This window comes from Sphaerisporangium sp. NPDC049002, assembly GCF_040649355.1.
GTDB lineage: Bacteria > Actinomycetota > Actinomycetes > Streptosporangiales > Streptosporangiaceae > Sphaerisporangium.
The window spans coordinates 43,366-64,306 of the sequence record NZ_JBEZFH010000001.1 but is presented as its reverse complement, the minus strand read 5'-3'; the positions used below and the strand labels follow the sequence as shown (position 1 = coordinate 64,306).

The following is a 20,941-nucleotide window of genomic DNA, read 5'->3' as shown; positions in this document are numbered from 1 at the left end:
ATGTGGGCTTATTGCCTTTTTGTCAGGGTAACGAGTGCGCAACGGAGGTGACGGCATGGCTTACCTGGCAGGTGAGACAGGACTGGGCATTCGTCTGAGGCACGAGGAAGCGTGCACGATCGTCGAGATCTCCGGCGAGCTCGACATGCACGCGGTCCCTCTGCTCCGCGCCGAGCTCGACGGAGTGGTCGGGGCCAGACGCCCGCCGTGCCTGGTGCTCGACCTCACCCGGACCACGTTCTGCGACTCTCTCGGCCTCGGTCTACTGGTCCGTACGTACAACACGGTCCGCGAGATGGGCGGGAGGCTGGCACTGGTGGTGGTTCCCGGGATGATCTCCAGGCTCCTCACGATCACCAATCTCGACCACCACTTCGAGACCCACCCGACCGCGGAGGAATCGGTGGCGGCGGTCCTGCAGACGACCTGATCCGGAAGCGGCGTTTCAGGGATTGCCGCTTCAGGGGTTGATCGTTTCAAGGTTGATCGTTTCAGGGGGGGGTGATCGCGACTACGCGTGGTCTGTCACGGCCCGTACCGATCGGTAAGCGTGAGCGGGCGGCGAAAGCTGGTACGCTCAACTGTTCGGTACAACTTAATCATGGCCGTGCAGCACTGCCCGTTAGGAGTATACCACACCGATGGAGCATCGTGCATCCGAAACCGCCCGCGCGGAAGCCCTGCGCGCCGAGCAAGCATACGTCTCGATGCTGTACGACCGTCTCGACACCGTACGCGAGCGCGCCGCGACGTCACTGAGCGAGGAGCACGGGCGCGGCGCGCCGGGCGGCACGCACCAGGCCCGCTTCGAGCGCGACGTGGCCTCCCACGAGCACGCGCGGCGCGTCGCGCAGCTCTCGGGGGTGGAACGCGGACTGTGCTTCGGCCGGATCGACGACACCGACGGGGACACTTACTACATAGGCCGCGTCGGCCTGCGCGACGCGGGCAACGAGCTGGTCCTCATCGACTGGCGCGCGCCGGCGGCCCGCGCGTTCTACACCGCGACGCCCAGCGACCCCGAGTCGCTGGTGCGCCGCCGCCACCTGCACACCCGCGGCCGTACGGTCGTGGACCTCGACGACGAGGTGTTCGACCTCGGGCGGATGAGCGAGCCCGACCGCCGCACGCTGGTCGGCGAGGCCGCGCTGATGTCCTCGCTGCGACGCGGCCGTACGGGCCGGATGGGCGACGTGGTGGCCACGATCCAGACCGAGCAGGACCAGGTCATCCGTTCCGGCCTGCCAGGGGCGCTCGTCGTCCAGGGAGGGCCGGGCACGGGCAAGACCGTCGCCGCCCTGCACCGGGCGGCGTACCTGCTCTACGCGCACCGCGAGACGCTCCAGCGGCGGGGCGTGCTGGTCGTCGGCCCGAACACCATGTTCCTGCGGTACATCGGCCACGTGCTGCCGTCCCTCGGCGAGACCGACGTCGTGCTGACCACCGTGGGCGAGCTGTTCCCGGGCGTACGGGCCACCTCGGCCGACGGGCCCGAGACGGCGACGGTCAAGGGCGACCCGCGGATGGCAGAAGTGATCAGGGGGGCCGTACGGGACCGCCAGCGGGTGCCCGACGGCGACCTGGAGGTCATGATCGCCGTCAGGACCTCGCGCAGGAACGGGGTCGAGGTCGTGGTCGAGCAGATGGCCCTGCACATGGACCACGCCACCTGCGTACGTGCCCGCGACCGGGCGCGGGCGGTGCGCAACCCGCACAATGTGGCGCGCAAGCTGTTCATCGACACGGCGCTGACGGCGCTCGCGCTCGACGAGGCGCGTCAGCTCGACCGGGAGCTCGACGAGGACGACCTGCGCCACGCGCGGGCGGGGCTGTGGCGCACGGCCTCCGTACGTCAGGCGCTGGACGACCTGTGGCCGCTGCTCACGCCGGAACGGCTGGTGTCGGAGCTGCTCGCCGACCCCGAAGCCCTGCGCTCGGCCGCCTCCATCCCCTCCCCCGGTGACGGCCCCGGCTCCGCCGAGAACGGCACCGGCTCCACCGAGAACGGCACCGGCTCCACCGGGGACGGAGTCGGCTCCACCGGGGACGGCGTCGGCGGGGAGCCGCGCGTGGTGCTGCGGCCGGAGGAGCTGGAGGCGCTGGTGCGCCCGGTGGACGCGGCGTGGACGACGGAGGACGTACCCCTGCTCGACGAGGCCGCCGAGCTCCTGGGCGAGGACAACTCGGCCGCCAAGGCGGCGGAGCGGGCCGCCCGCCGGGTGCGCCGCGCCGAGGAGGTCTACGCGCGCGGCGTTCTGGAGATCACCGGAGCAGGCGAGATGGAGATGTTCGACGCCCGCGCCCTCGCCGAGCGGCACTACTCGGACGACCCCGACCTGACGACCGCCGAGAGGGCCGCGCGAGACCGTACGTGGGTGTACGGGCACGTCATCGTGGACGAGGCGCAGGAGCTGTCGGCGATGGCCTGGCGTATGGTCATGCGCCGCATCCCCACGCGCTCACTGACCGTGGTGGGGGACGTGGCCCAGACGGGGTCGGCGGCGGGCGCGCGGTCGTGGGCCCAGATGCTCGACCCCTACGTGAAGGGCCGCTGGCGGGAGGCACGGCTCCTGGTCAACTACCGGACCCCGGCCGAGATCATGGAGGTCGCCGCCGACGTGCTCAAGGCGGTGGCGCCGGACCAGGAGCTCCCGATCTCGGTACGTGACGGGGAGTCCCCGCCCCGTGCCCTGCGCGTGCCCCGTCCCGGGCTTCCCACGGCGCTCCCCGAGCTGGTCGCGTCCGAGCTGGCCGAGATCGGGGAGGGCCGGCTGGCGGTCCTGACCCCTGACGACCGGCACCGGGAGATCGCCGGCCTGCTGCCGGACGCGGCGTCCGCGCTGACGGCGAACGCTCTGGACTCGCCTTCTGTGGTCCTGACGGTCACCCAGTCGAAGGGCCTGGAGTTCGACTCCGTGGTGGTCGTGGCCCCGGACGAGATCCTGGCCCAGTCGCCCAAGGGCGGCCAGGACCTGTATGTGGCGATCACCCGTGCCACCAGGCGGCTGACGGTGGTCCACGAGGGGGACCTTCCCCCTATGCTCGGCGGACTGTACGGCCTGCCGCCCGCCTGACCAGCGGGGAGCGGCTGGACACGACTCGAACCCGCGCCGGCCGCTCCCCGGCCCTTCTCAGCTCGGGTCCGGTCAGGCAAGACTGATCCCTGCTTTCCACCCCCGCCGCAAAGGCCCGGTCACCGGCTGCCGAAATCTGTCACGCGTTTGGTTCGGTTTGCTCTGGCCTTGGGTGCCGAGGGGAGAATGGAGCCCCTGCTTCAGCCAGAGTGGGTTGAAGGCAGGAGATGCAGCACATGACCGACTTGCGCGAATGCATAGACGAACTGGACAAGCTGGAAGACAGCGTGACCAGCATGCGGGCCAAGCTCAACCAGGAAATCCACAGGCAGCGGCGATTCGCGGCCGACGCCTCCCATGAGCTGCGCACCCCCCTCGCCGGGCTCCGCGTACAACTTGAGGAGGCACGGCGGAATCCCGACGACACCGACCTCGACAGCCTCCTTGCGCAGGCGCTCAGCAGTGTGGACCGGCTGCAGGCGATCGTCAGCGACCTCTTCGTCCTGGCCCAACTGGAGGCGTGCACGCTGACCACCGACCGGGAACCGGTCGACCTCACCAAGCTGGTCCAGGAGCAGGTCTACAAGCGGGTGGACCGGCACGAGGTCGAACTGCGGCTGGAGCCGGGGGTCGTCGTCGACGCGGCTCCCATCAAGATCACCCGGATGATCGCCGAGCTGCTCGACAACGCCCAGCGGCACGCCCGCCTCAAGGTGCGGATCGAGCTGGGCAGCAACGCGGACACCGCCACGCTCACCGTCGCCGACGACGGGCGCGGGGTCGCCGATGAAGACCGGCAACGGATCTTCGACCGGTTCATCCGGCTGGACGAGGCCCGTTCCCGCGACCGCGGCGGCACCGGCCTCGGCCTCACGATCGCCCGCGACATCATCAGCGCCCATACCGGCACGATCGAGGTGGGGGACTCCGCCCTCGGCGGTGCCCGCTTCGTCGTCCGTCTCCCCCTGGCCGAACGTTCCACCCACCCCGATCCCCTTTCACCATCCTGCGACGGCGACCCTGACGCGGTTGGTGGAGGCGAGAGCTGACTGGCTGATCGGTCGCTTCCGTTCGCGTCGGGGTCCAGGCCGGGCCGGACGTCTGCTGGATGTATGCGGGCGTGACTGGGCGGAGGTGGTGAGCACGACGCGACGGCCCCGTTCGGTGGGGGCCGTCCAGGCGTGTTCGACCCGGGCCAGGGAGCGACTCCAGGCGCCGGGGATCACGCCCGGCGACGACTTGACCGCCGGCCGATGCCTCCTTCGCGTTGTCCGTCTCGTTCTTGGGGACGCACGGACGGCCGGGTCCTCCATCTCCCGGCACCCCGGATAGCCACATGGCGAGGGCTCCGGACGCGAGGCGGGAACAAACTGGCTTTCTATGGCATTCCTACCAATAATGTGGCTAATTGCTCCGACGTGCCTTCGGGCCGTAGGAGAGCTTGGCCCGGCATGCCTCCGGGCCGTACGAGAGAGGGGAGAGCCGACCGATGAGCGACCACCGCACCCTGTTGCTGGCCGTCGACCTGGACGGGGATGGCGCCCACCCGGCCGCCTGGCGCGTTACAGGCCGTCCACCTGGAGACGTCCTGACCGCCGCCGCGCTACGCGCTGCCGTCGGCGCCGCGGAGGCCGCGGGCTTCACCCTGGCGACCTTCGCCGACGCGCCCGTGCCACCGAGCCGCGGGCTGGACGCGGCCGGACGGCTGGAGGCGGGCACCCGGGCCGCGTTCGCCGCGCCGCTGACCGATCGGATCGGGCTGGCGCCCACGCTGCACGTGACCACGACCGAGCCGTTCCACCTCGCCACCCAGCTGGCGAGCCTCGATCATGCCAGCCGGGGCCGCGCGGGCTGGGTGGTCGGCGCGGCGCACGACAGCGATGATCTCGCGACGATCGGGGCGAGCGCGCTGTCCGACGATGCCGCGCGGCGCGAGGCCGCCGACGTCGTCGACGTCGCGCGCCGGCTGTGGGACTCGTGGCAGGACGACGCGGTGATCAGGGACGTCGCCACCGGTCGCTACCTCGACCCCGGCCGCGTTCACCACGTGAGCTTCACCGGGGCCGCCTTCTCGGTGACCGGACCGCTCATCACCCCGCGCCCGCCGCAGGGACAGGTCGTCGTGCTCGCCCCCGCCGAGCTGGAGATCGACGCTCACGCCGACATCGTGCTCGTCGGCGAGCCCGACGCCGACGCGCTCACCCGACGGGCCGAGCGGGCCAGGAACCACGGCGTGCTCGCCTTCGCCGAGGTCGAGGTCGTGCTGGACGCCGACGAGCCCGGGGGGCGGCGGCTCGCCGACCTGGATCAGGCCACCCCATGGCCGGACTCGGGACGGCTGCGATACGCCGGGCCGGCGAGCGGGCTCGTAGAGCTGCTCCGATCACTCGCGCCGGTCGTCGACGGGGTGCGCCTGCACCCGGCGGCGCTCGCCGCCGACCTGCCGGTGCTCGCCGATCAGGTGCTGCCGGCGCTCGCGGCGGCCGGCCTGTACCGAGCGCCCGAGCCTGGCGCCACGCTGCGCTCCACGCTGGGCCTGCCCCGCCCCCTCAACACCTTCGCCCCCTGAACCGCTGCACCCCTTCTCCCTCCGCTGCGCCCGCTGAACCGCTGCACCCCGTGAACCGCTGCACCCCGTGAACCGCTTCGCCCCCTGGACCGCTTCGCCGCCTCGGCGAGCACAACCGCGTGAGGTGACACGACCTTGACCGCCACGAGTTCGCCGGCTTCGACCGGCGCCCCGTACGACCCGAACGCCCAGGTACACCTCGGCGTGTTCTACACCGGAGTCGGCCCCCAGGTCATCTGGACCCGCCCGACGACCGCGTCGCACGTCGCCATCGAGACCTTCGTGCAGGTGGCGCGACTACTGGAGCGAGGGCTCTTCGACGCCTTCTTCCTCGGCGAGGGTCTGCGCCTACGCGAGAACCGCGGCCGCGTCTACGACCTGGACGTCGCCGGACGTCCAGACGCGATCACGCAACTGTCCGCGCTGGCCGCCGTCACCGAGCGCATCGGGCTGGTCGCCACGCAGAACACCACGTACAACTTCCCCGCCGATCTCGCCCGCCGCCTGGCCAGCCTCGACCTGCTGTCCGGCGGGCGGGGCGGCTGGAACATCGTCACCACCGACAACGCCTGGACCGGCGCCAACTTCCGCCATGGCGGCTGGCTCGCGCACGAGAGGCGCTACGAGCGGGCCACACAGTTCGTCGAGGCCGCGAAGGCCCTGTGGGCCTCCTGGGAGCAGGACGCCGTCGCCGAATCGGACGAGGCCAAGTCCTGGGCGCGGCCCGGAGCGATCCGCGACGTCGAGCGGGACACCGACCTGGTACGGCTGCGCGCACGCGCCACCGTGCCGGCCAGCCGGCAGGGCCGTCCGGTGCTGTTCCAGGCCGGCGACTCCGGCGGCGGGCGCGAGCTCGCGGCGCGGCACGCCGACGTCGTGTTCTCCGCCAACACCGAGTACGACAAGGCCGTCGCCTACGCCGCCGACCTGCGAGCCAGGTTGGCGCGCCACGGCCGCTCGCCGGACTCGCTGCGGATCCTGCCCGGCGCCTCCGTCATCCTCGGCGACACGCCCGAGGAGGCCCGGGAGCGCGCGGAGTGGGTACACGACGAGCAGATCTCGCCACCGCGGGCGATCGCGTTCCTTGAGCAGTACTGGGACACCGACCTGTCCGCCTACGACCCGCACGGCCCGCTGCCCGACATCGAGCCCGGCGAGGCGGAGCTGGATCCGTCGCGCGGCACGATCCCGATCGAGATGCGCACCGGCAAGCTCGCGCTCATCGCCCAGTGGCGCGAGCTGGCCGCGGCGGAGAACCTGTCGATCGTGCAGCTCGTACGCCGCGTCGCGCCGCGACACCGTTCATTCGTGGGCACGCCATCGCAGATCGCCGACGAGTGGGTGCACTATGTCCGCACCCGCGCGGTCGACGGTTTCAACATCACCCCGCACCTGGTCCCGTCGTCGCTGGAGGACATCGTCGACAAGCTGGTGCCGCAGTTGCAGGAGCGCGGCGCCTACCGCACGGCGTACGAAGGAACGACGCTCCGCGAGCACCTCGCCCTTCCCACGCCGACGTGGTGACAGAGCGGTCCGGACGAGCGACTTCTTAGGGTGCGGCGGCGGGCGGGCGGTTCAGCGCGAAGCGCGCGTCGGGCCGCTCGCCCGTGAGGGAGAGGTCGGCGAGGATCCGTCCGACCGCCGGAACGAACTTGAACCCGTGCCCGGAGAAGCCCGCCGCCACGACGACGGGACCAACTCGGTCCAGGACGAAGTCAGAGGTCGGCGTCGTGGTGTAGGTGCAGCTGATCGGGGTGAGGGCGTCCGCGTCGACACCGGGCAGCCATGCGCGGGCGTACTCGCGCAGGGCGCGCAACTGGGCGGGCTCCGGCTGGAAGTCGCGGTCGTCGGGGTCGACCACCGGGCCCGTGCCGTGGAACCCGGCCTTGACGCCCTCGCCGGGCGTCCCGAGGCCGTAGACCCCGCTCGGGAACCCCATGGCCTCCAGCGACTCGCCGTCGAGGTGGTGTACGAAACTGGGCCAGGCCACGTCGTCGCGCAACGGGGCGAAGTACGCCGGCTGCTCCTGTGTGACGCGCAGCGGCGGCAGCGGCACGAGCCCGCCGAGCAGCTTCTCCGCCCACGCCCCGGCCGCGACGACGACTCGCTTCGCGTGGTACACGTCCTCCCCCGCAACCACCTCGACGGCGTCGTCGCCGCGTACCACGATCGAGGTGACCGGCGTCTCGTGGCGGACGACGGCGCCCAGCCGGGCCGCCTGCGCCTGGAGCGCCGACAGGGCGTCGTCCGCGTGCAGCCGCCCGCCCGCCGGATGAAAGAGCACCTTGCCGTCATACCGCAGGCCGGGCCAGCACTCGGCGGCCTCCTCGGGGGCGAGCCACTCCCCCGGCGCACCCGCCGCCTCGACCGCCTCGGCCAGCAGCCCGAGGTCCGCCGTCCGCCCGTGGTCGACTCCTCCGGTGGTCGTGAGCAGGGAGACGCCTGATGCGGCCTCAAGCTCCCGCCACAACCCTTCGGCCTCCTGGGCGAGCCTGATGTAGGTGGGCTCGGTGTAAGAGACGCGGAAGATCCGGGACGCTCCATGCGAGGCTCCGCGCACGTGCCCCGCCTCGAACCGCTCCAGAAGCACCACGTCGACCCCGCGACCGGCCAGCCGCCACGCGGCCGCCGACCCCATCCCCCCGCCGCCCACGACGACGACATCCACCTCATACCTGCTCATCCGCGACCTTTCAGCTCATGACTCCAACGTATGTTCCCGGAAGAGGAAATAAACCATAACCTACCTGTTTTACATAGATAGTCGTGAAGCGGCCCCGCAGAAGGTATGTACGGCAAGGGCGCGGAGCGGGCGACGGCCTCGGCCGGTGACGGAGCCGGGCAGAAGCGGACCCGCCCGGGCAGGTGCCCCGGTGGCGAGGAAGGAGTTCATCGCCTCGTCGGCGCAAACCGTGTTGGCCGTGGTGACGAACGGAAGCAGATCACCGGAGTGCTCGGCGCATGCGGCCGCGGTGTCCCGTGCGAAGGCGACGTTGCGCTCGATGCCGCCGTCCGGCGCCGGGTAGGGCAGCAGCAGCGTGAGCTGCCTCATGAGATCGAGGCCACAGGTGACCGGGATGCTGTGGCCGACCCCTCGCGGATCGAAGCCGATCAGGTCGTACCGGTCCAGGACCTCGCGCGGCCTGCCGCCACGGTGACCACTGTCGCCGCGGCGATGAACAATGTCAGAATTGATCGCGGACTTAATCGCACTGATGCTCCTTTTCGAAAGGAACAGTCGGCTGGGAACCGATTCCATGGGAATTCCCGTGCGCCTGGCGGCTGGTGGAGATGATGTCCGCCATCGTTCGAACGACCTGGTCGCCACCGCCACCCGTGATTCGACCGCGCTCAGCAGGTCACGAGGCTTGATCGACAACGGAACAGCCGGTGGTGTCAGCAGGCCGACGCGGGCGGAATTGCCGCCGTCCACCGTTCCGGCCCCACACTCCTATGGCTACGGCGAGCCGCCACCCTGGTGGATCGATCGGTCAGACGCCCGCGCCTTTCACGAGCCAGTTCCCTCTCTCTGGCAACCGGAATGGGCGGCCGCCATCCGGCTACTGTTGCTCCGCATGACCCACACCGAGATCGAGATCACCGTGGAGTCGGTGCGGGATTTCTGGAGCAGCCGATGCGGCGGCTCGGACGCCGCCTGATCGGCCGCTACGCCGGCGTCGTGCGCCCTGCGACGTGACCCACGCGGCCGGGTCGCGGTCATGACGAGGCCGGTGTTGCCGCGCCGGAGGTCAGCGCCGCCTGGACGATGCGGATCGCCTCGCCGGTCTCGATGCCGACGCTGGCGATCACGGCGGCGTAGTCGGCGGCGGCCCGGCGGGCCCGCTCCCGGCCCTCCTCGCCGGCGGACGACACGAACGAGCCCGCCCGCCCGCGCGTCTCGATCAGCCCCGCCTCCTCCAGCTCCCGGTAGGCCCGGCCGACCGTGTTGACGGCCAGGCCGAGGTCGGCCGCGAGGTGGCGGATGGTCGGCAGCCGGGCGCCCACGGCCAGCGTGCGGTCCTGGATCTGGCGGGCGAGCTGGGCCCGTAGCTGCTCGAACGGCGGCACCGGCGAGGCCGCGTCGATGACGATCATCGGACGCGCATGACCCGCCGGGCCACCGTCGCGCTCGACGGCGTCCTGGCTTGGAGCGCGATGGTCGCGCCCACGCCCAGGAGCAGGTAGGCGACCGCGGCGGCGCTCCACCAGCCGGGCGCGGTGCCGAACAACAGCACCATGGGCAGCGTCCACTGCACGCTCGGCGTGGTGAGCTCGCGGGCGTCCTCGACGCGCATGATGACGTCGGCGGTCAGCGACTCCTCGTCCTCCGCCACCACCGGGCGCCGCAGCAGGTGGCGCAGCTGCATGGCGCTGATGGCCGTCCCGCCGAGCAGGCCGATCAGCAGGACGACGGCCAACTGCCGAACGGTGGGGTCGGGAACGGCCAGGGCGCTCCCGGCCAGCACCATCGCACCGGCGAACGTGGCGGCCACGAAGACGGCGTACGGCCGGCCGAGCACGGCTTGCCAGCCGGGCTGGATCAGATGGGCGACCCTGCAAGACAGCATCGCGCCCGGTGCGTCATAGCTTGCGACAAAGTCAACGCTCCGTGGACTCTCATCGTCCCGGTGGTGCGAGCCCCGGCTCAGCGGCGGCCGTCGCCGTGGACCATCATCGACCTCGACGTACCGGAAGTCCGGATCAAGGGCAGCTCGTTCGTGATCGACGGGGAGCGGGTGGAAGGCACCACCAAGAGCGGCCGGTCGCGCGTGGTGAGCCTGGACGAGGAGACGGCACAGGTCCTCCGGGAGCATCGCGCCCGGCAAGCCGGCGAGAAGCTGGTGGCAGGCGAGGAGTGGAAGGGCACGGACGACTACGTGTTCACGACCGGCTGGGGTGAGCCGATCTACCCGGACACCGTCACCTCGTTGGTCCCGAAGCTCATCGCCGCCTACAACGCACCCAAGGACCGCCCCAGACCGAAGAAGCCGCTCCCCCATGCGAGGCTGCACGACCTACGGCACGTCCACGCGACGACGCTTCTGCTGGCCGGCGTTCCGGTCCATGTGGTCGCCGCTCGGCTCGGTCACGCCGACCCCACGATCACCCTTCGGGTGTACGCGCACGTGATCAATGAGCAAATGGCGACGGCGGCGGACATCTTCGCGACCGTCGTCAAGGACGCCGCCGCATAGCCGCTGTTAGCAACCTGTTAGCAAAAGGCCCCTTGTGATGATCGCAAGGGGCCTTTGGGCTGGGAGCCGACGAGGGGAATCGAACCCCTGACCTACGGTTTACAAGACCGTTGCTCTGCCGATTGAGCTACGTCGGCGTGTGGTGCCCTACGAGTTTAGTCGTAGGGCGTGGGCACCGTCACCGATCATCGGTACCGGGTCGGCCGGCTGGGGTGGGGTCGGCCGGCTGGGGGGGGGTCAGCGGCGGCGGCGGAGGCGGGCTACCTCGTAGAGGGCGATGCCTGCGGCTATGCCGGCGTTGAGGGACTCGGCGGCGGCGTTCATGGGGATGCGTGCCACCACGTCGCAGGCCTCGCGGACGAGGCGGGACAGGCCCTTGCCCTCGGAGCCGACCACGACGACCAGAGGCTCGGTGGCCAGCTCGACGTCGCCGATGTCGGTGGAGCCCGCGCCGTCGAGGCCGACGACGAACAGACCCTGCTCACGGTATTCGCGGAGCGTGCTCGTGAGGTTCGCGGCCCTGGCCACGGGCAGGTGGGCCAGGGTGCCGGCAGAGGTCTTCCAGGCACCGGCGGTGACCCCGGCCGAGCGGCGCGCCGGCACGAGGATGCCGTGGGCCCCGAAGGCCGTGGCGGAGCGCGCGATGGCTCCGAGGTTGCGCGGGTCGGTGACGCTGTCGAGCGCGATGATCAGCGGCACCTCGGCCGCGTCGCGTGCCCGCTCGACGAGGTCCTCCGGGTGGGCGTACTCGTAGGGCGGGAGCTGGAGCGCGAGGCCCTGGTGGACCGTGCCCTCCGTGAGCCTGTCGAGCTTGTCGCGGCTGACCTCAAGCAGGGCGATGCCCCGGTTGGCGGCCATCTTGATCGCATCGCGGACGCGGTCGTCGCTCTCGACGCGCTGCGCCACGTACAGGACGTTGGCGGGCACCTCGGCACGCAGGGCCTCGACCACGGGATTGCGGCCGCCGATCACCTCGGGAGCGTCGTCGCGCTTGCCCCCGCGGCTCGGCCGGGCGGGCTGCTTGTCAGGGGTGCGCGGCCCCGAGCCCGGAGCGCCCTGAGCGGCGCTGCGCTTCTTGTCCTTGAACCAGTGGCGCTCGTGGGCAGGCGGGGTCGCTCCTCTTCCTTGAAGAGCGGACCGGCCCTGCCCACCGGTGCCCCGTGTGGGGCCCTTCTTCTTCGCGGGCCTACCGGACCCCTTACCCACACCAGCCATGGTCCCAGCCTACCGGCGCGATCAGCGGGCCAATTCCCATCGAGCGCCCTGGGGGGTGTCTTCGACCATCACGCCCGCCGCGGCGAGCTGGTCGCGGATCGCGTCGGCCGCGGCGTAGTCCTTGCGGGCGCGGGCGGCCTGACGCTGCTCCAGAGCCACCTTGACCAGGGCGTCCACCGTGTCACGGAGGCCGCTGTCGGCCCTTCCCTCGCGCCACTGCGGTGCCCGGGGGTCGAGACCGAGCACGTCGAGCATGTTCTGGGTCTCGGCGAGAAGTCGTGCGACCTGCTCCTTGTTGCCGTGGGCGAGGGCGACGTTGCCCTCGCGGACGACCTCGTGGACCACGGCGAGCGCCTGCGGCACCCCGAGGTCGTCGTCCATGGCGTCCACGAACGCCTGCGGCAGCGGCGCCGCCGCGTCGACGTCGTGGATCACCTCGGCGGCCCGGGTGACGAAGCCCTCGATGCGCTGGTAGCCGGTGGCGGCCTCGGCCAGCGCCTCGTCGGAGTAGTCGATCGAGGAACGGTAGTGGGCGGCCACCAGGTAGTAGCGGAGCTCGACGGCGCGGACCTTGCCCAGCATCGCCGGGACCAGCAGGGAGTTGCCGAGGGACTTGCTCATCTTCTCGGCGCCGATCTTGAGCATGCCGTTGTGCAGCCAGTAGCGCGCGAAGCCGTCACCGGCCGCCTGCGACTGGGCGACCTCGTTCTCGTGGTGCGGGAAGATCAGGTCGACACCGCCGCCATGGATGTCGAAGGTCTCGCCGAGGTACTTGGTGGCCATGGCGGAGCACTCAAGGTGCCAGCCGGGACGGCCGGGGCCCCACGGGGTCGCCCAGGTCGGCTCGCCGGGCTTGGCGCCCTTCCACAGCGCGAAGTCACGGGCGTCGCGCTTGGCCGAGTCGGTGTCGGTGTCGGCCGCCGCGCGCATGTTCTCGGGACGCTGGTTGGAGAGCCTGCCGTAACGCTCGGCGTAGGACATGACGTCGAAGTAGACGTCGCCGCCCGTGGCGTACGCGTGGCCCTTGTCGATCAGCCGGTGGATCAGCTCGATCATCTCGGGGATGTGGCCCATCGCCCTCGGCTCGACCGTGGGCGGCAGGCAGCCGAGCATGTCATACGCCCACGTGAACGCCCGCTGGTTGCGCTCGGCGACGACGAACCACGGCACGCCCTCTTCACCCGCGACTCGGATGATCTTGTCGTCGAGGTCGGTCACGTTGCGGCAGAACGACACGTCGTAGTCGGACCGCATCAGCCATCGGCGCAGGACGTCGAAGTTGACACCTGAGCGGATGTGCCCGATATGCGGTGGAGCCTGGACAGTGGCGCCGCACAGGTAGATCGAGACCCGGCCCGGGTGGATGGGGACGAAGTCGCGGACCGCACGGGTGCTGGTGTCATATAGGCGCAGACTCACGAACGCAAGGCTAATGCCTCGCACGCCGTGGCAGGACTGGTTGCCCGACCTCACAGGCCCGCAAAACGAATGTGAATCCTGAGGCCTTTCCGCGAGGCCGGAAGGACTGACCGCCTTCTCCCTAATAGAGCACCTTGTCCGAGATCATTTGGGCTGGTACGCCCTACTTTGCCCCTAGCCTCAGCGATAGATTCGCGGAACGCGCCGGCTCTTACGAAAATCCGGATCCCCGAGGGGATGACCGAAGGCACTTCGGTCACCAGGGCCTCATTGTTCACTCCGCCACCAGACCCCTCGCTCGTCAGTCGCCTTGCCGTGACGGGCCTACGCGAAGGGGTCGGGTTGGGTTTCATTCTGATCTGCTGCCGCGTGGCGTCGCGGTCCGCGCCGGTTACGGCAGCGCCGATTCTGTAGGCTCGAAGCGCCATGGACGTCACTCCCCCCTTGGCGGCAGGCCAGTCCTCCCGCCGGACCGCGCCTCCGCCCGTTCCCGCCCAGCCGACCGGAACGGCCTTGGTGCTGCGCCGCGTGGGGACCGCCGTCGCGGGCCTCGCGGTCGCCGCGCTGGCCGGTGCCGCCTGTGTGCTCTCCTTCGACGCGCTGCGGGCCCTCGCCGTGACAGGAGGGGCACGTTCAGACCTGTCCTATCTCTACCCGGCCGGCTTCGACGCGCTGCTCGCGATCGCGCTGATCAGCGTGCTCCTGCTGCGTCCCGCCCGGCTGCTCCTGAAGCTGCAGGCCGCTCTGGTCCTCACCCTGCTGATCGTGGCGGCCGCCGCGGCCAACGTCGTGATCGCCACGGGCGTCACCGTCGGCGTCCGGCAGGCCACTGTGGCCGTCGCCGTGGTCCCCTGGGTGATGCTGGTCCTCGGGCTGTGGCTGTTCCTGCTCCCGGCGAGGAGCGGCCAGTCCCGCCCTTCGGCGGCCGGCGTCACGGAGCACGAGGCGGCCGACATCCCCGAGCACGAAGCCACGGACGTCCATGAGCGTGCGGTACGGACGGACATCGTCCCCTTCGGGCACGAGGAACGTGACCCCGACCTGGCTCCTCCGCTCATGACGGGCCACGCCCCCGCCCTGGAGCGGGACTTCGCGCCGCATCTGGAGGCGCTGTACACGCCCGAGCCCGAGATCGCTCCGGTGGTGCCGCCGACGCCCGCTCCGGAGACCCCTCCCGTGGACGAGCTGCCGCCTCTGCCGCGCCAGGACAGGGACGGTGAGGCGGGCGAGCCCGAGCCCCAGCGCGTGCCCACGCGCGCGGTTCCGGCCCCCAGGCAGGCTACGAGCCCCCATGAGACCGGCGCCTCCCACAAAGAGACGGGTTCCTCGCGAGAAGGAAGCGGTGTCTCCCCTGACGCGGGCGGCGTCCCCGATCCCGAAGCGACCGTGCCCCAGCCGGGCCCTATGAGTCCGGAACCAGGCCCTATAAGTGGGGAACCGGGCCCTATGAGTCCGGAAGAGGACCACGCCGCCCAAGAGCACGCACACGCCGCGCAGCAGGAGCACGGGGTACCGGACCAGGGACACGGCGCGCCGGAGCAGGAGCACGCGGTTCCCGAGCCGGAGCCGGAGCAGCGGCTGGTGCCGAAGCCCCGGGCGCGGACCAGACCGTCCCCGCGACCGGAGCGAGACCCCGACATGCCGCTCCGCTGGGGAGACCTCGTACGTCCCTCCACCGGCGACGTGCTGGTCCATCCGCTCCCCAAGCCGACGCGTGATCGCGAGCCAGGCGACACGCAGCCGTACCCGCAGATCACCGACGAACCGGCTGAGCGGCCGGCCACGGAGGTCTCAGACGGCGCTGAGGACTCGCCGGCGGCGAACACCCAGCCCTACCCCCATCTGCGTGAGGACGCCGCTCCGATGCCCTCTGAGGCGCGGCAGGAGGCCGGCGCCGGTCCCGACCCGGCCCACGACGCCGGCTGCGCCGACGAGGAGGAGGCCCCGCGGGCGCGGCGGCAGCCGTACGGGGAAGCGCCCGCGGCACCGCCGTCCGTCCGGATGCGCAGCACCCCGCTACCCCCCGAGGAGTAGGCCGGGAACGCCGAAGATCCGCCCGATCGGGGGGATCGGGCGGATCTTTGAAGGTGCCGGCGGAGTCGGGCACCGTGCGGGTGACCGCCGTGTTTCAGGGCCTGACGGCCGAGAGATCACATCCGGCGGTTCGAACGTCGGCGAAGGTCACCGTGTGGTGGACTCCGCCGAGGGTCAGACCCTGGTGCGGCCGCGGAGACCGGCCACGATGCCGACACCGACGACGGCCAGAACCACCTGCATGACGAGCTCGATCCAGTCGATGCCGTTGGTGGTCGCGACGCCCAGCACCTGGGCGAGCGCGGTACCGATCAGGGCGGCGACGATACCGACGACGATGGTGAGGATCCACCCGATGGGCTGCCGACCCGGAAGGATGAGCCGTCCGAGGGCGCCGATGATGGCACCGATGACGATCGCGCCGAGGATGGTTTGAATGGACATATTGAGCCTCCCCTTGAGGGTTGCACCTTCACGCTGAAAAGGTGGCTACCCGGATTCGGGGCTCTAATCCTAGAAAGTAAAAAATCCCTGCTCAGCAGGGTAAAAAGAGGACGGCGTCCCGTGCACCGCGCCGGTTGCCGGGGCACCGCCCTCTGATTCGCGAGCAGTTCGACCCGCCCGCCGTTCGGGATCCCGCTCTTAGGACGTGCCGGCGGGCCCGACGGTTGGCGATGATTCCGGAGAACCTTCGAAGACGATCGCGTTCGCGATGGCCGCGACGCCCTCTCCGCGCCCGGTGAGCCCGAGCCCGTCGGTCGTGGTGGCGCTGACGCTGACCGGCGCGCCGACGACCGCGCTCAGCGCCCTCTCGGCCTCGGCGCGGCGGGGCGACAGCTCGGGGCGGTTGCCGATGACCTGCACGGCGATGTTGCCGATCTCGAAGCCGGCCGCGCGCACATGACGTGCGGCCTCCTCAAGAAGGGTCACGCCCGACGCGCCCGCCCATCGCGGGTCGGCGGTGCCGAAGAGCCCTCCGAGGTCGCCGAGCCCCGCGGCCGAGAGCAGGGCGTCACAGCACGCGTGGGCGGCGGCGTCGCCGTCGGAATGACCCGCGAGCCCCGTCTCGCCGGGCCAGTGAAGGCCGGCGAGGTGAAGGTCACGGCCGGATGCGAAAGGGTGGACGTCGACTCCGACGCCCACCCTTGGATGTTTCGTGTTCAGGAGTTGAGAACCTCGTCGAGAAGGGCCTCGGCCTTGTCCTCGTTGGTCTTCTCCGCGAGCGCGAGCTCACTGACCAGTATCTGCCTGGCCTTCGCGAGCATGCGCTTCTCGCCCGCGGACAAGCCCCGCTCCTTGTCGCGCCGCCAAAGGTCGCGCACCACTTCGGCCACCTTGTTGACGTCGCCGGACGCCAGCTTCTCGAGGTTGGCCTTGTAGCGGCGGGACCAGTTGGTGGGCTCTTCGGTGTGTGGCATGCGCAAGACATCGAAGACACGCTCTAGGCCTTCCTGGCCTACAACGTCACGCACGCCGACGAGCTCGGCGTTCTCCGCCGGCACCTGAACGGTAAGGTCGCCCTTGTCGACCTTCAGCACCAGATAGGTTCTGTCTTCGCCCTTTATCGTGCGGGTCGTGATGGCTTCGATCCGAGCAGCCCCGTGGTGGGGGTAGACGACAGTGTCGCCGACCTGGAAAGTCATGTGACAAGTACCCCTTCCGCTGTACTCCAGGATACCACGCGCCAGTCCCCTCCCGGAACAGTGAAATCAACATAACTGCAGGTCAAAGCCTCGATTTGGGACTTGACAACCGCCCGACTGTATGAATCCTAAGTCCTGACATACCCGGTGACCTGCGATGCTGGCCGCGTTCGCGCTCGCACCCGCCCGCCTCGGAGAGGGGTGCGGCGCACGGATAAGGTTGCTTCTGGCCATGCCCATGTGTATCAAGGAGACCTCGAACTGTGACCAGCACCAGCCGTCGCAGGGTGATCGCCGTCACCGCGCTGCTCGCAGCCGCCCCGGCGCTGGCGGCGTGTGGCGCGGGAGCCGATGCGAACACCAGCAATGCGTACGCCCCGACTGAGGCCCACGTGCTGATTGACGGCAACGACACCGCGAAGACCTACGGCAGGAACGGCATCAAGATCCCTCAGGCGTTCCTCCTCGGCCCGGACTCGGGTGCCAAGATCGCGGCGGGAGGCTCCATCCCGCTCTACCTGTCCATGGTGAACTACGGCACCACGGCCGACTCCCTCGAGGGGGTGGCGGTGGCCGACCAGAGCGCCGCCTCGGTCAAGACGGCAGGGGCGATCGCACTGCCCCCCGGCAAGCTGGTCAACACCGGCAGGCCCACCTCCACGGTCATCCTGGAGGGCACCCAGAAGCCGCTCCTCGGTGGCGAGAGCATCTCCGTGACCCTGAAGTTCGCCAACGCCGGCGACATCAACATGACGATCCCCGTGATCACGCGCAGCCGCGAGTTCAGCAGCCTGTCGCCCGCCCCCAGCGCGGTCCCGTCCGCCACCCCGGCTCCGGAGACCTCCCCGGGCACGCCCGCCCCGAGCGCGACTCCGTCGGCGAACGGTTGAGGCACCCAAGGCAAGAGGCGCCTAAAGGCACTCAAACGGCGAAAGGCCCGTAGACGGCCAAAAGCCCCCAGAAGTGCCTAGGAGCCCATACAAGCGAGAAAGGCCCGGTTGATGTACGTCCGTACATCAACCGGGCCTTTCTCACTGCGGCTCAGCCCCGGGAGGGACCGATCCACGGCACGACCGGGGTCACCCCTCTGCGGGGTCGAACTTGTAGCCGAGGCCCCGCACAGTGAGGATGCAGCGCGGGTTGGACGGGTCGGCCTCGACCTTCGCCCGCAGACGCTTGACGTGGACGTCCAGGGTCTTGGTGTCGCCGACGTAGTCGGCCCCCCACACGCGGTCGATCAGCTGGCCACGCGTCAGCACCCTGCCCGCGTTGCGGAGCAGCACCTCAAGCAGCTCGAACTCCTTGAGCGGGAGCTGCACCTGCCGGCCCCGTACGGCGACGATGTGGCGGTCGACGTCCATGCGGACGGGGCCCGCGGCGAGGACGGCCTGCTCGATCTCCTCGGCGTCGCCATGCCTGCGCAGCACCGCGCGGATGCGTGCGACCAGCTCACGCGAGGAGAACGGCTTGGTGACGTAGTCGTCGGCCCCGAGCTCCAGGCCGACCACCTTGTCGATCTCGCTGTCCTTGGCGGTGAGCATGATCACGGGAACCTTGGAGCGCTGCCGCAGCGAGCGGCAGACCTCCGTACCCGGGAGGCCGGGGAGCATCAGGTCGAGAAGCACCAGGTCGGCGCCGCTTCGGTCGAAGGTGTCGAGCGCTTCGGGGCCGGTGGCCGCGACCGCGACCTCGAACCCCTCCTTGCGAAGCATGTAGGACAGGGCGTCTGAGAACGACTCCTCGTCCTCGACGACGAGCACGCGGGTCACTTCGCGGCCTCCAGAGAGTTCGATGTGCTTGGTACGGCTATCGCCGTGCCGCCGAAGGCCGGCAGACGAAGGGTGAAGGTGGAGCCCGAGCCTTCCTTGCTCCAGACCGTCACCTCGCCGCCGTGCGCGACGGCGACGTGCTTGACGATGGCGAGGCCGAGACCCGTGCCGCCGGTGGCCCGCGACCGGGCGGCGTCGACGCGGAAGAACCGTTCGAAGATGCGTTCCTGGGAGCTCTCGGGGATGCCGATGCCCTGATCGCTGACGCTCACCTCGACGACCTCGCCGGCGGGCCTCGCGCTCACCACGACGCGGGTGCTCTCAGGGCTGTAGGCGACGGCGTTGTCGATCAGGTTGCGCAGCGCGGTCACGAGGAGCTCGTCGTCGCCCCACACGCGCAGGCCCTCGGTGCCGCCCGCGACCAGGGCTATGTCCTTGGCGGAGGCCTTGGTGTTGCACCGGTCGATGGCCTCGTGGAGCACCTCGTCGACCGGCACGCAGCCGGGCGTGGGGATGGGCTCGCCGCCCTGGATGCGGGACAGCGTGATCAGGTCTTGGACGAGGTAGGTCAGGCGAGCCGCCTCGTGCTGCATGCGGCCGGCGAACCGGGTGACCGCCACGGGGTCCTCCGCCGCGTCCTGGATGGTCTCTGCCAGCAGGCTCAGTGCCCCGACCGGCGTCTTCAGCTCGTGGCTGACGTTGGCGACGAAGTCACGGCGTACGGCCTCGACGCGGCGGCGCTCGGTCTGGTCCTCGGCGAGGACCAGCACCTGGCCGTGGGTGCCGAGAGGCGCGACCCGGACGGCGAACGTGGTGGTCTCAAGGCCGAACTTGTGGCCCGCGACCTCGAACTCGCTCTCGCGGATCTCACCGTCCCTGCGGACCTGGCGGGCGAGGGCGAGGAGCTCGGCGGCCATAAGATGATCGCCCTTGACCAGTCCGAAGGCACGGGCGGCCGAGCTGGCCCGCAGCACCTTGTCGTCGCGGCCGAGGACGACGGCGGAGGATGGCAGCACGGCCAGCACCGACGCCACCCCCTGGGGCAAGACGGTGTCGGAGTTCTCCACGATCTCGGTGCGACGTTTGTCCTTCGGGCGCACCGCCACCATCGCGATAGCCCCGACGACAAACCCCGCCAGAGCGGCCAGGCTCGTCAGGATCTCACTCACGCTTTCGATGGTAGGCGGCCTTCTTCGCTGGCCAGGACCTCACAGAGGCCCCTTTCCTGGAGAGTTCATCTATTGGACGAAGTTCGTTCACGAACGCGCGCGTAGCGTGAGCCGCATGCGCGACGCCTTCCACGAAGAACTCAACGCTCTCACCGATCGGCTGGTGGAGATGACCAGCCTGGTCCGCTCGGCCATATCGAGGGCCACCACCGCACTGCTGGACGCCGACCTCCAGCTCGCCGAGAGTGTGATCTCCCAGGACGAGGAGGTCAACCGGCTCTACGCGGAGATCGAGACCTCCATTTTCGAGCTGCTGGCCACGCAGCAGCCCGTCGCCGTGGACCTGCGCATCGCCATCACCGCCCTCCGTATGGGCGGCGACCTGGAGCGCATGGGCGACCTCGCCGAGCACGTGGCGAAGATCGCGCGGATGCGCCACCCCGACTCGGCGATCCCGCCGGAGGTGCGCGACACGATCCTTGAGATGGGTCAGATCGCCGAGCGCCTGATCACCAAGACCGGCAGCTGCATCGCCACGCACGACGTCGAGCTGGCCAAGGAGCTGGACGACGACGACGACGCGATGGACAGGCTCCACCGCAGGCTGTTCCGCGTGCTGCTGTCGAAGGACTGGGCGTACGGCATCGAGCCGGCGATCGACATCACCCTCACCGGCCGCTACTACGAGCGGTACGCCGACCACGCCGTCCGCGTCGCCCGTGACGTGGTCTACCTCGTCACCGGCAGCCGCGAGAGCGGCACCGCCTCCTGACCGGGCACGCCACGTCCTGACCACCAAGGCGCCCAGGCGCATGAGAGAGCCCCGGACCTCAGCGGTCCGGGGCCTCCTCCGT

At 70.3% G+C, this 20,941-nt stretch carries 21 protein-coding genes and 2 tRNA genes; 10 read left to right on the top strand and 13 right to left on the bottom strand.

The features are described 5' to 3' along the window. Positions 1-55 precede the first annotated feature (55 nt). Together AB0B89_RS00340 and AB0B89_RS00335 are read left to right on the top strand one after the other, a co-directional pair. Positions 56-430: an STAS domain-containing protein gene (locus tag AB0B89_RS00340; RefSeq protein WP_358545879.1), complete on the top strand. Its 375-nt coding sequence runs from the start codon at positions 56-58 to the stop codon at positions 428-430. Positions 431-641: 211 nt separating this feature from the next. Further along, positions 642-3,074 carry an ATP-binding domain-containing protein gene (locus tag AB0B89_RS00335; protein WP_358545876.1) on the top strand — a complete coding sequence of 811 codons (2,433 nt, stop codon included), beginning with the start codon at positions 642-644 and terminating at the stop codon, positions 3,072-3,074. Positions 3,075-3,076: 2 nt separating this feature from the next. Here the strand turns inward: AB0B89_RS00335 and AB0B89_RS00330 are convergent. Beyond that, positions 3,077-3,180, bottom strand: a tRNA-OTHER gene (locus AB0B89_RS00330). A gap of 130 nt (positions 3,181-3,310) precedes the next feature. On the opposite strand from AB0B89_RS00330, the gene AB0B89_RS00325 reads away from it, so the two are divergent. The 3 genes from AB0B89_RS00325 (at position 3,311) to AB0B89_RS00315 (ending at position 7,167) form a co-directional block, all read left to right on the top strand. After that, positions 3,311-4,123: a HAMP domain-containing sensor histidine kinase gene (locus AB0B89_RS00325; protein WP_358545873.1), complete on the top strand. Its 813-nt coding sequence runs from the start codon at positions 3,311-3,313 to the stop codon at positions 4,121-4,123. Between the two features lie 440 nt (positions 4,124-4,563). Beyond that, positions 4,564-5,643, top strand: a complete 1,080-nt coding sequence (locus tag AB0B89_RS00320; protein WP_358545871.1) for an LLM class flavin-dependent oxidoreductase — start codon at positions 4,564-4,566, stop codon at positions 5,641-5,643. A gap of 135 nt (positions 5,644-5,778) precedes the next feature. Then, the gene (locus AB0B89_RS00315; RefSeq protein WP_358545870.1) at positions 5,779-7,167 is read left to right on the top strand and encodes an NtaA/DmoA family FMN-dependent monooxygenase; all 1,389 of its coding nucleotides are present in this window, start codon (positions 5,779-5,781) and stop codon (positions 7,165-7,167) included. Between the two features lie 25 nt (positions 7,168-7,192). Here the strand turns inward: AB0B89_RS00315 and AB0B89_RS00310 are convergent, their stop codons facing one another. Further along, a complete protein-coding gene (locus tag AB0B89_RS00310) occupies positions 7,193-8,326 on the bottom strand; it encodes an FAD-dependent oxidoreductase (protein WP_358545868.1) in 1,134 nt (377 codons plus the stop codon). Between the two features lie 69 nt (positions 8,327-8,395). Beyond that, the gene (locus tag AB0B89_RS00305) at positions 8,396-8,695 is read right to left on the bottom strand and encodes a hypothetical protein (RefSeq protein WP_358545865.1); all 300 of its coding nucleotides are present in this window, start codon (positions 8,693-8,695) and stop codon (positions 8,396-8,398) included. A 139-nt stretch (positions 8,696-8,834) separates the two neighbouring features. Here AB0B89_RS00305 and AB0B89_RS00300 point away from each other — a divergent pair, with 139 nt between their 5' ends. Beyond that, entirely contained in the window at positions 8,835-9,302 is a 468-nt protein-coding gene (locus tag AB0B89_RS00300) for a hypothetical protein (protein ID WP_358545863.1), read from the top strand. A 58-nt stretch (positions 9,303-9,360) separates the two neighbouring features. Here the strand turns inward: AB0B89_RS00300 and AB0B89_RS00295 are convergent, their stop codons facing one another. Both AB0B89_RS00295 and AB0B89_RS00290 read right to left on the bottom strand, forming a co-directional pair. After that, entirely contained in the window at positions 9,361-9,738 is a 378-nt protein-coding gene (locus AB0B89_RS00295) for a GntR family transcriptional regulator (RefSeq protein ID WP_358545860.1), read from the bottom strand. Then, positions 9,735-10,211, bottom strand: coding sequence for a hypothetical protein (locus AB0B89_RS00290; protein ID WP_358545857.1), 477 nt, complete (start codon positions 10,209-10,211; stop codon positions 9,735-9,737). The genes AB0B89_RS00295 and AB0B89_RS00290 overlap by 4 nt, the downstream gene beginning before the upstream one ends. Before the next feature lie 63 nt (positions 10,212-10,274). On the opposite strand from AB0B89_RS00290, the gene AB0B89_RS00285 reads away from it, so the two are divergent. Beyond that, positions 10,275-10,838: a site-specific integrase gene (locus tag AB0B89_RS00285; protein WP_358545855.1), complete on the top strand. Its 564-nt coding sequence runs from the start codon at positions 10,275-10,277 to the stop codon at positions 10,836-10,838. Positions 10,839-10,902: 64 nt separating this feature from the next. Here the strand turns inward: AB0B89_RS00285 and AB0B89_RS00280 are convergent. The 3 genes from AB0B89_RS00280 to cysS all read right to left on the bottom strand — a co-directional run bounded on the left by AB0B89_RS00280 (position 10,903) and on the right by cysS (position 13,472). Then, a tRNA-Thr gene (locus AB0B89_RS00280) sits at positions 10,903-10,975 on the bottom strand. A 100-nt stretch (positions 10,976-11,075) separates the two neighbouring features. After that, positions 11,076-12,053, bottom strand: a complete 978-nt coding sequence (gene rlmB / locus AB0B89_RS00275) for a 23S rRNA (guanosine(2251)-2'-O)-methyltransferase RlmB (RefSeq protein WP_358545853.1) — start codon at positions 12,051-12,053, stop codon at positions 11,076-11,078. Between the two features lie 21 nt (positions 12,054-12,074). Further along, positions 12,075-13,472 (bottom strand): cysteine--tRNA ligase, encoded by a 1,398-nt coding sequence (cysS, locus tag AB0B89_RS00270; RefSeq protein ID WP_358545850.1) that lies wholly within the window; start codon positions 13,470-13,472, stop codon positions 12,075-12,077. Between the two features lie 426 nt (positions 13,473-13,898). Here cysS and AB0B89_RS00265 point away from each other — a divergent pair, with 426 nt between their 5' ends. Beyond that, positions 13,899-15,506, top strand: a complete 1,608-nt coding sequence (locus AB0B89_RS00265; RefSeq protein WP_358545848.1) for a DUF2637 domain-containing protein — start codon at positions 13,899-13,901, stop codon at positions 15,504-15,506. 174 nt (positions 15,507-15,680) lie between these two features. Here the strand turns inward: AB0B89_RS00265 and AB0B89_RS00260 are convergent, their stop codons facing one another. The 3 genes from AB0B89_RS00260 to AB0B89_RS00250 form a co-directional block, all read right to left on the bottom strand. Further along, positions 15,681-15,950 carry a GlsB/YeaQ/YmgE family stress response membrane protein gene (locus AB0B89_RS00260; RefSeq protein ID WP_358545845.1) on the bottom strand — a complete coding sequence of 90 codons (270 nt, stop codon included), beginning with the start codon at positions 15,948-15,950 and terminating at the stop codon, positions 15,681-15,683. A gap of 198 nt (positions 15,951-16,148) precedes the next feature. Then, on the bottom strand, positions 16,149-16,649 hold the full coding sequence (gene ispF / locus AB0B89_RS00255; RefSeq protein ID WP_358545843.1) for a 2-C-methyl-D-erythritol 2,4-cyclodiphosphate synthase: 501 nt from the start codon (positions 16,647-16,649) through the stop codon (positions 16,149-16,151). 17 nt (positions 16,650-16,666) lie between these two features. Next, on the bottom strand, positions 16,667-17,149 hold the full coding sequence (locus AB0B89_RS00250) for a CarD family transcriptional regulator (protein ID WP_114028347.1): 483 nt from the start codon (positions 17,147-17,149) through the stop codon (positions 16,667-16,669). 263 nt (positions 17,150-17,412) lie between these two features. On the opposite strand from AB0B89_RS00250, the gene AB0B89_RS00245 reads away from it, so the two are divergent. After that, positions 17,413-18,039 carry a copper chaperone PCu(A)C gene (locus AB0B89_RS00245; RefSeq protein WP_358545840.1) on the top strand — a complete coding sequence of 209 codons (627 nt, stop codon included), beginning with the start codon at positions 17,413-17,415 and terminating at the stop codon, positions 18,037-18,039. Positions 18,040-18,228: 189 nt separating this feature from the next. Here AB0B89_RS00245 and AB0B89_RS00240 read toward each other — a convergent pair whose 3' ends face one another. Both AB0B89_RS00240 and AB0B89_RS00235 read right to left on the bottom strand, forming a co-directional pair. Then, positions 18,229-18,918: a response regulator transcription factor gene (locus AB0B89_RS00240; RefSeq protein ID WP_358545837.1), complete on the bottom strand. Its 690-nt coding sequence runs from the start codon at positions 18,916-18,918 to the stop codon at positions 18,229-18,231. Continuing rightward, positions 18,915-20,027, bottom strand: a complete 1,113-nt coding sequence (locus AB0B89_RS00235) for an ATP-binding protein (RefSeq protein WP_358546039.1) — start codon at positions 20,025-20,027, stop codon at positions 18,915-18,917. The genes AB0B89_RS00240 and AB0B89_RS00235 overlap by 4 nt, the downstream gene beginning before the upstream one ends. 175 nt (positions 20,028-20,202) lie before the next feature. Here AB0B89_RS00235 and phoU point away from each other — a divergent pair, with 175 nt between their 5' ends. Then, the gene (gene phoU / locus AB0B89_RS00230) at positions 20,203-20,859 is read left to right on the top strand and encodes a phosphate signaling complex protein PhoU (RefSeq protein ID WP_358545834.1); all 657 of its coding nucleotides are present in this window, start codon (positions 20,203-20,205) and stop codon (positions 20,857-20,859) included. Positions 20,860-20,941 lie beyond the last annotated feature (82 nt).

Excerpts from the sequence above, each read along its gene's own strand:
- AB0B89_RS00310 (WP_358545868.1), bottom strand. The coding sequence starts at position 8,326 with ATGAGCAGGTATGAGGTGGATGTCGTCGTCGTGGGCGGCGGGGGGATG.
- AB0B89_RS00250 (WP_114028347.1), bottom strand. The coding sequence starts at position 17,149 with ATGACTTTCCAGGTCGGCGACACTGTCGTCTACCCCCACCACGGGGCT.
- AB0B89_RS00325 (WP_358545873.1), top strand. The coding sequence starts at position 3,311 with ATGACCGACTTGCGCGAATGCATAGACGAACTGGACAAGCTGGAAGAC.
- AB0B89_RS00335 (WP_358545876.1), top strand. The coding sequence starts at position 642 with ATGGAGCATCGTGCATCCGAAACCGCCCGCGCGGAAGCCCTGCGCGCC.
- phoU (WP_358545834.1), top strand. The coding sequence starts at position 20,203 with ATGCGCGACGCCTTCCACGAAGAACTCAACGCTCTCACCGATCGGCTG.
- AB0B89_RS00290 (WP_358545857.1), bottom strand. The coding sequence starts at position 10,211 with ATGCTGTCTTGCAGGGTCGCCCATCTGATCCAGCCCGGCTGGCAAGCC.
- AB0B89_RS00295 (WP_358545860.1), bottom strand. The coding sequence starts at position 9,738 with ATGATCGTCATCGACGCGGCCTCGCCGGTGCCGCCGTTCGAGCAGCTA.
- AB0B89_RS00320 (WP_358545871.1), top strand. The coding sequence starts at position 4,564 with ATGAGCGACCACCGCACCCTGTTGCTGGCCGTCGACCTGGACGGGGAT.
- AB0B89_RS00340 (WP_358545879.1), top strand. The coding sequence starts at position 56 with ATGGCTTACCTGGCAGGTGAGACAGGACTGGGCATTCGTCTGAGGCAC.
- AB0B89_RS00235 (WP_358546039.1), bottom strand. The coding sequence starts at position 20,027 with ATGGTGGCGGTGCGCCCGAAGGACAAACGTCGCACCGAGATCGTGGAG.
- rlmB (WP_358545853.1), bottom strand. The coding sequence starts at position 12,053 with ATGGCTGGTGTGGGTAAGGGGTCCGGTAGGCCCGCGAAGAAGAAGGGC.
- AB0B89_RS00305 (WP_358545865.1), bottom strand. The coding sequence starts at position 8,695 with ATGAGGCAGCTCACGCTGCTGCTGCCCTACCCGGCGCCGGACGGCGGC.
- AB0B89_RS00260 (WP_358545845.1), bottom strand. The coding sequence starts at position 15,950 with ATGTCCATTCAAACCATCCTCGGCGCGATCGTCATCGGTGCCATCATC.
- AB0B89_RS00265 (WP_358545848.1), top strand. The coding sequence starts at position 13,899 with ATGGACGTCACTCCCCCCTTGGCGGCAGGCCAGTCCTCCCGCCGGACC.